15 protein-coding genes and 1 pseudogene are annotated in these 12,540 nt (G+C 56.1%); 1 reads left to right on the top strand and 15 read right to left on the bottom strand.

What is annotated here, in order from left to right:
- Positions 1 to 274 precede the first annotated feature (274 nt).
- The 3 genes from E308F_RS15900 to E308F_RS11100 all read right to left on the bottom strand — a co-directional run bounded on the left by E308F_RS15900 (position 275) and on the right by E308F_RS11100 (position 2,542).
- Entirely contained in the window at positions 275 to 415 is a 141-nt protein-coding gene (locus E308F_RS15900) for a hypothetical protein (protein WP_172613904.1), read from the bottom strand.
- Positions 416 to 495: 80 nt separating this feature from the next.
- A complete protein-coding gene (locus E308F_RS11095; protein ID WP_172613905.1) occupies positions 496 to 1,308 on the bottom strand; it encodes a GGDEF domain-containing response regulator in 813 nt (270 codons plus the stop codon).
- 382 nt (positions 1,309 to 1,690) lie between these two features.
- The gene (locus E308F_RS11100) at positions 1,691 to 2,542 is read right to left on the bottom strand and encodes an NlpC/P60 family protein (RefSeq protein ID WP_172613906.1); all 852 of its coding nucleotides are present in this window, start codon (positions 2,540 to 2,542) and stop codon (positions 1,691 to 1,693) included.
- A 218-nt stretch (positions 2,543 to 2,760) separates the two neighbouring features.
- Here E308F_RS11100 and E308F_RS11105 point away from each other — a divergent pair, with 218 nt between their 5' ends.
- A complete protein-coding gene (locus E308F_RS11105; RefSeq protein ID WP_141264960.1) occupies positions 2,761 to 3,138 on the top strand; it encodes a cyclophilin-like fold protein in 378 nt (125 codons plus the stop codon).
- 412 nt (positions 3,139 to 3,550) lie between these two features.
- Here the strand turns inward: E308F_RS11105 and E308F_RS11110 are convergent.
- From E308F_RS11110 to E308F_RS11165, 12 genes and pseudogenes are all read right to left on the bottom strand, one after another.
- A pseudogene (locus E308F_RS11110) lies at positions 3,551 to 4,483 on the bottom strand (UxaA family hydrolase); the annotation flags it as partial.
- Positions 4,484 to 4,501: 18 nt separating this feature from the next.
- Positions 4,502 to 5,113, bottom strand: a complete 612-nt coding sequence (locus E308F_RS11115) for a SpoIIIAH-like family protein (RefSeq protein WP_141264962.1) — start codon at positions 5,111 to 5,113, stop codon at positions 4,502 to 4,504.
- A gap of 50 nt (positions 5,114 to 5,163) precedes the next feature.
- Positions 5,164 to 5,787 (bottom strand): hypothetical protein, encoded by a 624-nt coding sequence (locus E308F_RS11120; RefSeq protein WP_141264963.1) that lies wholly within the window; start codon positions 5,785 to 5,787, stop codon positions 5,164 to 5,166.
- A gap of 32 nt (positions 5,788 to 5,819) precedes the next feature.
- The gene (locus E308F_RS11125) at positions 5,820 to 6,515 is read right to left on the bottom strand and encodes a stage III sporulation protein AF (protein ID WP_141264964.1); all 696 of its coding nucleotides are present in this window, start codon (positions 6,513 to 6,515) and stop codon (positions 5,820 to 5,822) included.
- Between the two features lie 8 nt (positions 6,516 to 6,523).
- A complete protein-coding gene (gene spoIIIAE / locus E308F_RS11130) occupies positions 6,524 to 7,765 on the bottom strand; it encodes a stage III sporulation protein AE (RefSeq protein ID WP_141264965.1) in 1,242 nt (413 codons plus the stop codon).
- A 78-nt stretch (positions 7,766 to 7,843) separates the two neighbouring features.
- Positions 7,844 to 8,233: a stage III sporulation protein AD gene (gene spoIIIAD / locus E308F_RS11135; RefSeq protein WP_141264966.1), complete on the bottom strand. Its 390-nt coding sequence runs from the start codon at positions 8,231 to 8,233 to the stop codon at positions 7,844 to 7,846.
- Positions 8,234 to 8,248: 15 nt separating this feature from the next.
- Entirely contained in the window at positions 8,249 to 8,455 is a 207-nt protein-coding gene (gene spoIIIAC / locus E308F_RS11140; protein ID WP_141264967.1) for a stage III sporulation protein AC, read from the bottom strand.
- A 20-nt stretch (positions 8,456 to 8,475) separates the two neighbouring features.
- Positions 8,476 to 8,994, bottom strand: a complete 519-nt coding sequence (locus E308F_RS11145) for a stage III sporulation protein AB (RefSeq protein ID WP_141264968.1) — start codon at positions 8,992 to 8,994, stop codon at positions 8,476 to 8,478.
- On the bottom strand, positions 8,988 to 10,040 hold the full coding sequence (gene spoIIIAA, locus E308F_RS11150) for a stage III sporulation protein AA (protein ID WP_141264969.1): 1,053 nt from the start codon (positions 10,038 to 10,040) through the stop codon (positions 8,988 to 8,990). Before spoIIIAA ends, E308F_RS11145 begins: the two co-directional genes overlap by 7 nt.
- Positions 10,041 to 10,157: 117 nt before the next feature.
- On the bottom strand, positions 10,158 to 10,640 hold the full coding sequence (locus tag E308F_RS11155; protein ID WP_141264970.1) for a CD1247 N-terminal domain-containing protein: 483 nt from the start codon (positions 10,638 to 10,640) through the stop codon (positions 10,158 to 10,160).
- A gap of 58 nt (positions 10,641 to 10,698) precedes the next feature.
- Positions 10,699 to 11,256 (bottom strand): elongation factor P, encoded by a 558-nt coding sequence (gene efp / locus E308F_RS11160; protein ID WP_141264971.1) that lies wholly within the window; start codon positions 11,254 to 11,256, stop codon positions 10,699 to 10,701.
- 195 nt (positions 11,257 to 11,451) lie between these two features.
- Positions 11,452 to 12,531: a M24 family metallopeptidase gene (locus tag E308F_RS11165; protein ID WP_141264972.1), complete on the bottom strand. Its 1,080-nt coding sequence runs from the start codon at positions 12,529 to 12,531 to the stop codon at positions 11,452 to 11,454.
- Between the last annotated feature and the right edge of the window lie 9 nt (positions 12,532 to 12,540).

The raw sequence follows: 12,540 nt of genomic DNA on the forward strand, positions 1-12,540 counted from the left end.
TCTACGTCTTTCCCGTCTGCAGGAAACCGCGCCAGCCCCACCGACAGGCTCAAGGGTATCTCCGCACCAGAAAACCGTATCGCTTGCAGATGCTTCTCAAGCCGGGCCCGGAGTGTCTCCAGGCGCGGCCCTTGGGCTGCGCTTCCCTTCCTGGGCCTCTTTAGCACGCTCGCCGCTGAGGTAAAAAAGGCCCGCTGGTTGTATAACTGGTAAGCGGGTCGCTTTCGGCCTCGCGCTGGTAACGGCATGAAGCCCGGGCCATTTCCATCATCGACTATAGGACTAAAGAGGTGCCGGTGTTGGAAAGAATAAGTTCGCTCACTATTCTTTTGAGCAAAGGAGAGAAGCGGAAAAACTCTCCCAGTAGGTCCAGGGAAATACCGGCCAGCACCAAGGGCAGGCCGATAAAAAGCACTAGTATAACTTCCCCTTAAGCATAACACTGCCCGTTGACCGGAGGGCTGAGAGCCTGGACTGCGGCATAAGTCCTGGGATCTACGTGTCAGATGCTTGCTGCTGGGCTGGCGCACCCGGCTCTTTTTTCTCCCAGCTCTCTTTAAGGGCAACTTCGGCGTAGGCGAAAAGCTCTTCCCCATCCTTCCCGTTGTCGGGATATACCGCAATCCCGTAGCTCCACGTACCAGGCAGGAAACCCTCCAGTTTCGTTGTCACCACCTGCGCGCCTTCTTTCCCCGTATGAGGGAGAATCAACGCCAGCGTACTCTTGCTGAGCTCTATGACGGTGTCTATCTCGCGCAGGCGCCGCCGCGCCTGCCTGGCGCATTCCCCAATCTTTCCCTTGCCCAACCTTTCAGACCGGGCCAGAACCAGGGCTACATTTAGCCCGCCCCTGCTCGCCCGGTTGATCTCATTCCTGAGTACTTTATGCAGCAGCTCCGCAGGGGCTACTTCTCCCCTGGCGCCAGGTCCTATCAGTTTCTCTACGCGGCGCACCAGCTCCTCGACCGAGTAGGGCTTGCAGAGGTACTCTACCGCCCCCAGATCTATCGCCTTCTTGACCACGGTGACGTTGCTCTCGACCGTTACCACCATGACCGGAACGTACCGATACTCCGGCAGGCGTTTGAGGTTCTCCAGCACAGCCAGGCCGTCCATTCCCGGGAGGTGGATGTCGAGAATCACCAGGTCGTACGGTTCTACTTTTCCCCTGGCCTTAACCAGCGCTTCCTGGCCGCTGGCGGCTTCGTCCACCAGGTAGCCCTTCTCCTCCAGTGTTCTCCTGGAGGAAAACCTGGTGAGGGTAGAGTCTTCCACCAGCAGGATGCTCTTTTCCGGCAAGGCTAGCAAGATTTTCAGCCCTCCTTTCGAGACCGTTTCCGGTCCCGGAATCTATTCTAAATTTATCAAGGGGGTTTTCTCCCTTTTTATCACCAGGGACAAAGGCCGGACCGAAATATTTACCCCGGCTTCATCGTCTCAAAGCTATCATATTGCTATGTTTCCGTTCCCGCTAATAAAGTTAGAAATTCGACGCAAACTACCATTTTCCTCCAAGGTTATCCTATCTTCGCAAAAAAGTTCCTCCGGTCCTGGTAAAGGTTGAAGGCGGCTTTCCGAAAAGTATCCCCTTGTTCCAGAAGTATGCTATAATCTGCTATTATCAGTGCGTCCTAGCGGCAATAAAAAAGCGGCCCCATCATGGCCGCTCCTCGCTCTCGAATACCCGTTCTTACTGCAGGTAACGCCGCGCTCCCAGGTATCCCCTGGCAAATAACGGTTCATCCAGGCGGCTGGATATGACGCCCCGGCCGGAACGGGAATTGATGAACTCTCCGTTGCCGGTATAAATACCGACATGGGTGGGCAGGCTCCCCGAACCTTCCGTATTGAAAAAGACCAGGTCGCCCGGTTGCAGTTCCTCCCGGGCCACCTGCCGGCCCACCTGGAACTGCATATCAGCATCCCGGGGCAGCCGGACGCCGTTTAAATAATAGGCAATGAAAGTCAGCCCGGAACAGTCGATGCCGTAAAGGCTGACCCCGCCCCAGAGATAAGGTGCTCCCTGTAAGCGTTCAGCTGTCTTAATTACATCCTCGCCGCTGCGCTTACCTTTCACCTTTCCCCCGGGCCAGACCTCAACCTCGTTTGCCGGTAGCCAGGCCGTTCCCCGGCCGGGGAGCCAGACCTCCATCCAGCCTTCTCTTTGCCGCAGCAGCGGTAAGTCAGTAGCCAATAAGGCTTCACCGGTGGCGTCCGCACCTTCCGGCTGCCGGTACAGTAAGGCGCGGGGAACGGTCACAACTGCCAGGTCCCGGGCCGGCGGGGGAGTGTCCAGGACCACATCCGCTGTTTTCAACCACCCGATATAGCCGTCAGGTACCTGGCCCTGTAACCAATCCCCTTCCTGCTTTAATACCTTTACCTCATCCCCCAGCAGGGCCTGGGTAACCAATTCCGCCTCCCGGCCGGGGTTGGCCCGGACGTCGGCCACAGGTGTTCGGACATAATAGGAAGTCTGCCGGGCCGGTGTCGGCGCTGAAGGTTCCCCCGGCAGCGGTAAGCGTACGGCCTTTTTATTCAACGTTATCACCCCTATCATTATTAAAGCTAGAAACAGGAGCAAGAAAAGAAATAATTGGCGTCGCAATCTAAACCTTCAACTCCCCAACCCGGATTTCTTGCCGGGATTTGTAATGTCTCCGGTTTTTTATCTTGCCACAAAATAAAATATATTATTGAAGTCCTATCCGTATGTATGCTAAAATATGCCTGGAATTTCATTACCGGGGGTTTTTTACCATGCAAATTGCCATTAAATTTGGTGATCTGACCGTACTGGCCGAGCTCAACGACAGCGAAACCGCCCGGAAAATTGAGGCGGCCCTGCCCATAAGCAGCCGGGTGAATACCTGGGGCGATGAAATTTATTTCCCGATTCCCGTAAAGGCCGGGTTGGAAGAAGGAGCCACGGCAGATATGGAAGTAGGTGACATCGCTTACTGGCCGCCGGGCCACGCCTTCTGCCTGTTCTTCGGGCCTACGCCCGCCAGCATTGATGACAAGCCCCGCGCCGCCAGCCCAGTAAATAAAATCGGACGCATCTTAAGCGATCCCGGGCTGTTAAAAAAAGTACCCGACGGTGCTAAAGTAGAAATCCGGGCTGCTGGTGCAAGGTAGTGAGTTTACAGAAAGGGTTTTTGCGTGCATGCCGCTAACAAAATAAAAGCCCTGCAGGGGTATTGCCGCAGGGCATTTTTATGTCAAACCATCGCGGGTATAACAGCTCTTAGTACCTTGAGTACTTACCTAAATCACTTTAGAAGCCATTTTCACTTCCTGTACAGCTGCACTAACAATCTCTAATGCCCTGTAAAATTCCTGAAGATACATACTCCTGTCCCCCGTCAGAACCTATCCCTATTAACAGTTTACACCAAAAAACAAGACGCCACAAGGCTCAAAGATCAGGGAGAGGAACTAGCCACCCCCCACCATCCACCTACCCTCTCCGTACCCACTCCGTTTTACGGACGTTTGGATCATAAAATAAAATTTAACTTGAGAGTAAAGGAGTTCTTTCAAAAGACTTTTAGAGGGTGACCCCGGACTTGAATATAGCGATCTCCCTTATACCCAGGGTTTCCGCTTTTGTCGGTTCTCCGGAGGCTACCCGCAAAACCTGCTCCAGTAATTCTCCTGCCAGTTCCGCCATATTCTCACCCTCCAGGACCCGGCCGGCGTTAAAATCAAACCACCGGGATTTTTTATAGTAAATGCCAGTGTTGCTGGCGATTTTTATCGTGGGCACGCAGGTGCCCAGGGGTGTACCCCGGCCGGTGGTGAAAAGGATGATCTGGCAGCCGGCCGCCGCCAGGGCCGTGGAGGATACCAGGTCGTTGCCGGGCGCGCTTAAGAGGTTGAGCCCCTGCTTCTGGCACCTCTCGCCGTAATCCAGGACGTCTACCACTGCTGCCGTGCCGCCTTTCTGCACGCAGCCGAGGGACTTTTCTTCCAGGGTGGTTATGCCGCCTTCTTTGTTGCCGGGTGAGGGGTTCTCGTAAACCGGCTGGCCGTGGTCGAGGTAGTATTGCTTCCAGGTGTTGATCAGCTTTACTATCTTTTGAAACACCTCTTCATCCACGGCCCGGTCCATGAGGATGGTTTCGGCGCCGAACATTTCCGGTACTTCGGTGAGTACCGCCGTGCCGCCCCCTGCTATTATCCGGTCGGCTACCAGGCCTGCCAGGGGATTGGCGGTTATGCCGGAAAAGGCGTCGGAACCGCCGCATTTTAACCCTATTTTTAGTTCGGATATTGAGCAGGGCTCGCGTTTGGAGGTGGCAACATGTTCTGCCAGTTCTTTAAGGAGCCTTAAACCAGCGGTCATTTCGTCTTCTACTTCCTGGGCTACCAGGAATTTAATCCTCCCGGGGTCTACCTCTCCCAGCACCTGGCGGAAGGCCGGGATATTGTTGTTCTCGCAACCTAAACCCAGGACCAGTACCCCGCCGGCGTTGGGGTGTTATTTAATTAGCGTTATCTACTTCTTATGAATCATACTGATCTGCTCCCGGGGGCGGCCGGTGGAGCGGGAGACCAGGTCGCCGATCTTGTTGGCGTCCTCGTCGCCGAATTTGTCGGCCATGACAATGACGTTTACGGCATTGGGCTGGATGAACACCGCCGCATCCTTATAACCTTTGGCGACGATGAGCTTTTCCAGCTGCATCTCCAGGTCCATCTGCTGGGTCAGTTCCACCAGCCGCTTCTGGGCTTCCTGCTTGCCCTCGCCGCCCGCGTTGGGGTTATCGATAATCTGCTTGAGCAGGGCGATCTGCTGGCTGCGCTGACGGTCCCTTTCCAGGCGGTACTCGATAAAGAAGGCGGCTCCTCCTTCAGCTTTAGAACTTGCTTCCTTGAGTATATCCTCTGCCTTAGGTCCACTAACCGTTGCCTGGTCCTTGATTGGCGCCGCCACCTTAGTAGCTCCACCGGTATCCGGCTGGCTGGCCTGCTGGACCGGTCGCTCCAGGGGTAGATCTATGCCGGCCGGCTTTGTTCCCTGCTGGTCACCCTGGACCAGGTAAGCCAGGACGCCAAAGGTCAGCACCAGGGCAATTATTACTCGTCCTTTATCACCTATCTTAATCATCTTTTTCACCCTCCCCAATTTTGGCATCTTGATCAAAAGCACAGTCATAGTTACTTACTGCTCCCTCCGGTTTCCATCGGCAGCACCTGCACCTGGTGTGGTGCCAGGCCCCACAGGGTTTGCACCGCCTGGATGAAACGCGCCCGCACCTGAGGATCATTCGCTCCATCGGCCACTACCACTACTCCCAGAACCTCCGGCTGGGTTTCACGAGCTACTACCGGCGCTTCACCGCCATTCATCTGGCCGTTCCTGGCCATGACCAGCTGCGCATCTTCGTTGCTGTCGGTAGTTACCCTGGTCCCGCCGCTTTGATCCTTCTCTTCCACGCTGTGTTTGCTAGTCCTGGTATTGGTAGCAAACTCCTTTAAGGGGCTGGTCTTTAAAGATACCCGCACCGCCACCCTGCCGGCACCAGCGATTTGCTCTAATATCTCCTGGAGCTGGACTTCCAGTTCCCTGGCGGTGACCATTAGTTCCGTCTGCTGCCGGTCCAGTCCGGGTTGGCTGGCTGTTTGCCCTGTCGCCTGTACCCCCTGGTGCTGGATAGAGCTGTTAAGATTACCAATGCTGATAAAGATGGTCCCCAAAATAAGGGCGCCAGCAGCCAGCCAGAGGTACCAGGGTGGTTTCTGGGGCAAGAAGCGCCAGTCCGGCCACTTATTTTTGTCCAATGGGCAACACCTCCCTGAAAATAAAACCCTTCTCACTTCCCATATAGCAGCCGTACTTCGACCTGGCCGGGTTCCAGTCCATAAAAGTGGGTAATCATGGTGACAATACGGGATTGAATCTCCTGGACTTCAGCAGCGGTAATTTGGGGCGCAGTTGACGGTAGTCCTTCCTCTTGTCCCGCGATCTGTTCCGGCCTCCCTGGTAATTGGGTTTCAGGAGGCGCGAGCCATTGAGTGCCAGGCAGGTTGCCGGCAGGCGAAGGTGGTGCATCCCCGCCCCCTTTTGCCGTCTCCGCTCCAGCCAGGGTGGCCGTGACTACCACCCGGCGAATGGCCCCCAGCCGTTCCTTTTCGCCGGATACGTCCACCAGTACTTCGGCTTGCTTTACGCCAGGTACCAGGGTGACCAGGGCCTTGATCTGCCCGGCCAGGCGGTTGCGGTAAATTTCCAGGGCTGCCTCGTCATTGGCCCGGGCCATTTCCCGGCCCTGCTGCACCGGGGCGGCGGCCGCAGGGTCCAGGCGCAGGTCCCAGGCAGCCAGCTCCAGCTCCGGCCCGAAACGCAACCCTTCCGCCAGGGGCGTCAAAATAGCGACCACCACAAAGAGCCCTAAAACAAGCCGGACGTAACGGGTAATCTTTTTTTCCGGCAAGAGCATTTCCAGGAAGGCCGCCAGCAAGGCAATCAGAGCTACCTGGCGGACTATCTCGCCGATTTTAGCTAGCAATTCCCTGCCTACCCCCTTAAAGCTACCGTGATGTTGCCCAGGACGACGATTACGGCTATGGCCAGGAAAAAAATCAATCCCGTGACCGCCACACAGGCAAAGACCATGGTTAAAGCCCCGCCGATGCCGTCCAGGGCGTCGGCCAGCTGGTCCTCACCGAAGGGCTGGACCACGGCCGCCGCCACTTTGTAAACAACCACCAGGGAGAGAATTTTTAACATGGGAAAGGCGGCCAGGAAAAAAATAATGATTACTCCTACCAGGCTGACAGCGCTTTTCAAAAGCAGGGTTGTCCCGGCAACGGTTTCGACGGCATCGGACAGCATGCCGCCGACCACAGGTAAAAAGGCATCAGTGGCAAATTCAATGGCCCGCAGGCCAACTCCGTCGGCAACTGAACTGGCGATCCCGTAAATTGATAACACACCGGTGAAAACGGTCATCATCAGCCCCAGGGCGGCCATGGCTGCCTGTTTAAGGAGCCCGGCCATTTTGGACACCTGGAAGCGATCGGCGATCCGGCCGATTACCGTGAGGCAGGCCGTGAGGTACAAGAGAGGAAAGAGAACGTTGTGCATGAGGGTACCGGTAATGGTTACGGCATAGATCAAAACCGGTTGCAATAGAGTAGAGGCGGTTATACCCCCGGTTGCTGCCAGCAGGGTAATCAAGGCCGGTAGCAGGGACTGAAAAAAGGATACCATCCGGTCGATGGCTTCCCCGCCGGTACGGACAGCCAGGGTAAAGGAAGTCAGGGCCAGGGTAATCAGGGCCAGGAAGGCCACTCCCCGGGCCACGGTGCTGATACTTCCCGCACTGAAAGCTGCCTGTAAATTTTGCAGCACAGCGCAGGCTACGGCAAGGATTAAGAGCTGGCCCAGCAGGGCCCCGCTGGCCAGGAGCTCATGGAAAAGATACTTTAGCAGCCCCCGCCCGACGGCCGCCGGATCCAGGGGCAATTTTCCCTGGCGAAGATTGGCCAGGATTTCCTGAAAGCCCAAGCGGGGCAGGTACTGGCCCACTTCCCGGTCCAGCTGGTTAAGGAAAGTATCGATGCCCCCCAGGTTGAGTTTGGCCATCTGGCGTTCCAGCTGCTCGTCCAGGGTCATGGCAGCCGCCGCTTCTGTTCCTGTGGCCGGTTCCGGATAATAGGCCAGGGCCGAGGGGGCAGTAAGCCCTGTATATAATCCGTAAAGCCCAATATAAATTAAGACTACCAGCAACTTCCACGCAGTGGTTGCCTGACACATGAAATCACAACCTTGCTGCTTCTTTCTATATAAGCCGCCTTGCAACAGGCGCGGCAGGAGCAGGAACCTTTGTCTGCCTTACGGCAAGAGGCGAATAATGCTTTCCAGGATCGCAACAATTATGGGGATGGCCAGGACCATAATCAATACCTTGGCGGCCAGCTCCACCTTGCCGGCAATGGCATTTTCGCCGGCGTCCCGGCAGACCTGGCTGCCAAACTCGGCCACATAGGCGATGCCAATGATCTTTAAGATGGTATCCAGGTAAAACTGGTTGATACCGGCCCTGGCCGAGAGGTCGGCCAGGACCTTGACCACCGTACCAATGCGGTCCAGGAGGAGGAGAAAAATAATTGCTCCTGTCACCAGGCTGATGAGGAGGGCCGTATCGGCGCCCCGGGCCTGGCGCACCATGACAATAATCAGGGTAGCCGTCAGGGCCAGGCCGACGATCTGGAAAATCTCCATCCCGGGGCCACCCCTTTAATACAGCTGGAAGACAGCCCGTACGGCTTTGAAGAGATCCATAATCAAGGGAATGACCCAGAGTAAGGCTATAGCCAGGCCGGCCAGCAGGGTCATGTAGGCATATTCGTCCCGCCCGGCCTGTTTCAGGAAAGTATAAAAAATAGTGATGATAATGGCCAGGGCCGCCAGTTTAAAAATCAGGCTCACATCTACGCCCAGCATCTTTTCTCCCTCCCGAAGCTTTAATATAGCAACAGCACCAGGGTTATCCCCAGCAGGAAACCCAGGGTACGCCACATCTTGCCCTGGCGATTGTTTTCTTCGTGGGCTGCCAGCTGCTGCTGCCCCAGGAGCTGGCGGGTCAGCTCCAGGTTTTTAATCTGGTCGCCGGCACCGGAGTTACCCAGCATAGGACCCAGGGCCTTTAGTATCTCCAGATCCCCGGGCTGCAGGGCCCCTTTCCGCCCCAGTTCCTCCAGGCCCCTCTGCCAGGCTGCCAGGGCACCGGCGGCAGCGTTTTCTTGCAGCGCCCGGGCCACAGTCTGGAAAAATAAAGCCACTGGCCCGGCCAGCTGGTTCCCAACCCGGGTGAGAGCCAAGGGGAGGGGGGTAGCCCCATAGATTATTTCCGTCTCTAGCAATTTCAGGCCGGCATTTAACTGGCGCAGCTGTTCAATCCGGGCGCTAAAACCGCGGGCCTTCTCCAGGCCCAGCAAACCGCAGGTGAGGATTATCAACCCGCCTCCCACCATTTTTAACATGCCTTGCCCTCCCCCCGCCAGGGACCGCGGCGCAAGGTCCGGCCGTCCCCGCTAAGGAGGAATTCGATGGTCCCCGGTCCCAGGGTACGGCCAAGGATTATCAAGCGTTGCCAGAAACCCCGCTCCAGGAGCGGCCTCCAGCCCGGCCGGTGTTTCAACTCTTCCAGGCTGCCGGCATGGACGCTGGCCAGAATTGTCACCCCGGCATTTAAAATATCCTGTAAAGCCGCCAGTTCCTCCGGGCGGCCAATCTCGTCGGTGGCAATGACCTCCGGCCCCATGGACCGGAGGAGCATCAACATCCCGGCCGCCTTGGGGCAACGATCCAGGACGTCCGTCCGGGGGCCGACATCCAGCTGGGGCACCCCCAGCCAGCAGCCGGCAATTTCGGAACGCTCGTCCACCACGCCTACATTGACCCCGGGAAACTTAAGTTCCCCTATGCCGTTACTGAAAAGACGGATAATATCGCGCAGTAAAGTAGTCTTGCCGCAACGCGGCGGTGAAAGAATAAGGGTGTTGAGGGGGCGCCCCTGCTCCAGGAGGTAGGGCATTAACTCCCGGGCACAACCGGGGATACTCCTGGCCAGGCGCAAATTAAGGCCGGCAAAATTCTTTAAGGTTTGAACTTCTCCCTGGCGTACCACTGCTTCGCCCACCAGCCCCACCCGGTGGCCGCCCCTCACGGTGATATACCCGGAGCGCAATTCTTCCTCCAGGGCATAAAGGGAACTGCGGGTGAGGGCCTGGATGGTCTGGCTGAGATCGTTTTCGCTTACGATATAGGCCAGGTTGGGTACAGCTGTCAAAGTGCCGCCAGCCTGCACCCAGCCTTCACCGGCACCCCAGCGCACCTGGAGGGGCCGCTCCCGCCGCAGGCGGATTTCTTCCAGGGCAGCTTTTACCTCCAGGGGCAGGGCAGCCAGGGAAGTAGCGACCGCTGCCGGCAAAAAGGCCAACAACCCGGAGAGCCCCCCTCCCCTGCCTTCCCCGGCCTGTCCTAAAGGTGGTTTTCCGTCACCCTTGACCAGCCGTACGCTGCCCATTTTTCTCCCTCCTGCCATTATGCTTATTATGATCCTGGCAATTTTATGCAAGAGAAAATTCGGGGCAAAAAAAATAAGACCCCATCACGGGGTCTGATGCTATGATCTTTTTCAGAACTAGATGTCATCGGTGTCGGGAGAGTTTTTCTTTTCTTCCTCTCGAGCCGTAAGGGAGCTGGTTTCGCCTTCTTCATTGACAAAGACGACCGTCTCACAATTGGGGCAGGTAACTTCCACTACATCCTCATCATCCAGGACATCGGCATCAAAGCAAACTATCTCGTGGCATTTCGGGCATTCTACTTCAATGTAGTCGCCCTCTTCCTCGTCTTCGTCGTCCTCGTCATCCTCGTCGTCATAGTCATCTTCGTCTTCGTCATCATAAACCTCATCTTCTAAATCATAAAGGTCCTCATCGATGCTTTCCAGGTAGTCTTCTAGTTCTTCATAGTCCTCATGCAGGTCGTGGAGAGCCTCGGCCATTTGCTCCAGGACTTCGACTATTTCCTTAAGGAGGCGGGTTTCCTTGCTCTCGGGGTTTAACTCCATGCCGTCCACTAACCCCTTCAGGTAGGCAACCTTCTTGCGGACGTCATTCATTGACTACACTCCTTTCCCTTTCTACCTTTTATTATTACCGGCCCTGGCCGGACTTAAACTAGGCCCGCTCAATATAGGCACCGGTACGGGTATCGATGCGGACGACATCTCCCACCTCGATAAAGAGGGGCACCTGGATTACGGCACCGGTTTCTAAAACGGCGTTCTTGGAACCGCCGGTGGCTGTATCGCCCTTGATGCCGGGCTCTGTTTCCACAACCTTTAGCTCAACGAAGTTCGGCAACTCGATGCCAATGGTTTCCCCCTGATAAAGGAGGACATAAATGTTCATATTGTCTTTTAGATATTTTATCGCGTCATCAAGCTGATCTTTGTGCAGGGATAACTGTTCGTAGGTTTCTGTATCCATGAAGTAATAGTTTTCGCCGTCATTGTAGAGGTACTGCATCTCGCGCCGGTCAATATGGGCGCGGTTGACTTTTTCCCCGGCCCGGAAGGTCCGCTCAATTACCGCCCCGGTACGCCTGTTCTTCAGCTTGGTACGGACGAAGGCCGAACCCTTGCCTGGTTTGACATGCATGAATTCAATTACCTGGTAAACTTCACCGTCAACCTCAATGGTAAGACCAGTACGGAAATCGTTGGTGGATATCAAGCGGGATACCTCCTAGATTGGATGTGGGAATTGAGAAGTGGGAGGTGGGAGGTGGGATTCGCGCTTACAATTTATTAAGCCGGTCTCTGGATGAAAAACCGATGCCCACCTTTTCAAACCTCTCACTAAAAACTAGCAACCGTTTTGCCCTTTGTCTTCACTGCGCTGTGCCGTAAAATAAACGTATGAGAACCTTTATAGCTCAATAAATTCTCTGGGGGCATGGGACAGGATGCGAGCACTGTTTTCCTGGACCAGGACCACGTCCTCAATGCGGATGCCGCCCCGTCCGGGCAGGTAAATTCCCGGTTCTACCGTGACCACCATCCCCGGAGATAGTTTAACCTCGCTCCGGCTGGAAAGGGTGGGACCTTCATGAACAGCCAGTCCCACACCGTGGCCCAGGCCATGGCTGAAATAGGGCCCGTATCCGGCCGCGGCAATATGTTCCCGGGCTATCGCGTCCACCTCGCGGCCCGTCATCCCGGGACGGATGGCGGCGATAGCCCTCTCCTGGGCTTCCAGGACGACGTGGTAGAGGTGACGCCATTCCGGGGCCACCGGCGCCAGGGCTACCGTGCGGGTAAGATCGGAGTGGTAGCCCTCATAGACGGCGCCAAAATCCATCACCACCAGGTCACCCGGCTGCAGTACCCGGCCGGAAGCCACCCCGTGGGGAAGGGCCGCCCGGTGACCGCTGGCGATGATGGTGGTGAAGGATGGCCCGCTGGAGCCCTGTTTACCCAGGAAATATTCTAACTCCAGGGCTATGTCCCGCTCGCTGACACCTGGACGTAAGATCTGGAGCAGGTGGCGGAAACCGGCATCGGCCAGGTCAATGGCTTTTTGCAGAAGTTGCACTTCGGCCTCTTCTTTTACCTGCCGCAACCTTTCTACCAGGCCCTTTACGGGTTTCAGCTTGACCGGGCGCGGCCAGTCTTTGGCCTGCTCCAAAAACTCTTCATAGGTGGCATAGCTGAGGTGCTCTGCTTCAAAGTGGAGTTCTGCTACACCGGCAGCAGCCAGGGTGGCACCCAGCTGTTCCCACGGCTTATTGCCCAGGTCCACTACCTCAAAATCCGGCGCTTCCTCCCTGGCCTGTTCAGTAAAGCGGCCGTCGGTTAATATATATTGCGATGTTGTAGTAATGAGAAGCTGGCCGCTGTCGCCGGTAAAACCGCTCAGGTAGCGGCGGTTTTCTTCCTGGCGTACCCACAGGGCCTTGATACCTTCCGCCGTCATAAGCCGGCGCAGACGGTCTAACCTTGTGGTCAAAAAAAGCCC

This window comes from Moorella sp. E308F, assembly GCF_006538365.1.
In the GTDB taxonomy this organism is placed as follows: Bacteria; Bacillota; DSM-521; order Neomoorellales; family Neomoorellaceae; genus Neomoorella.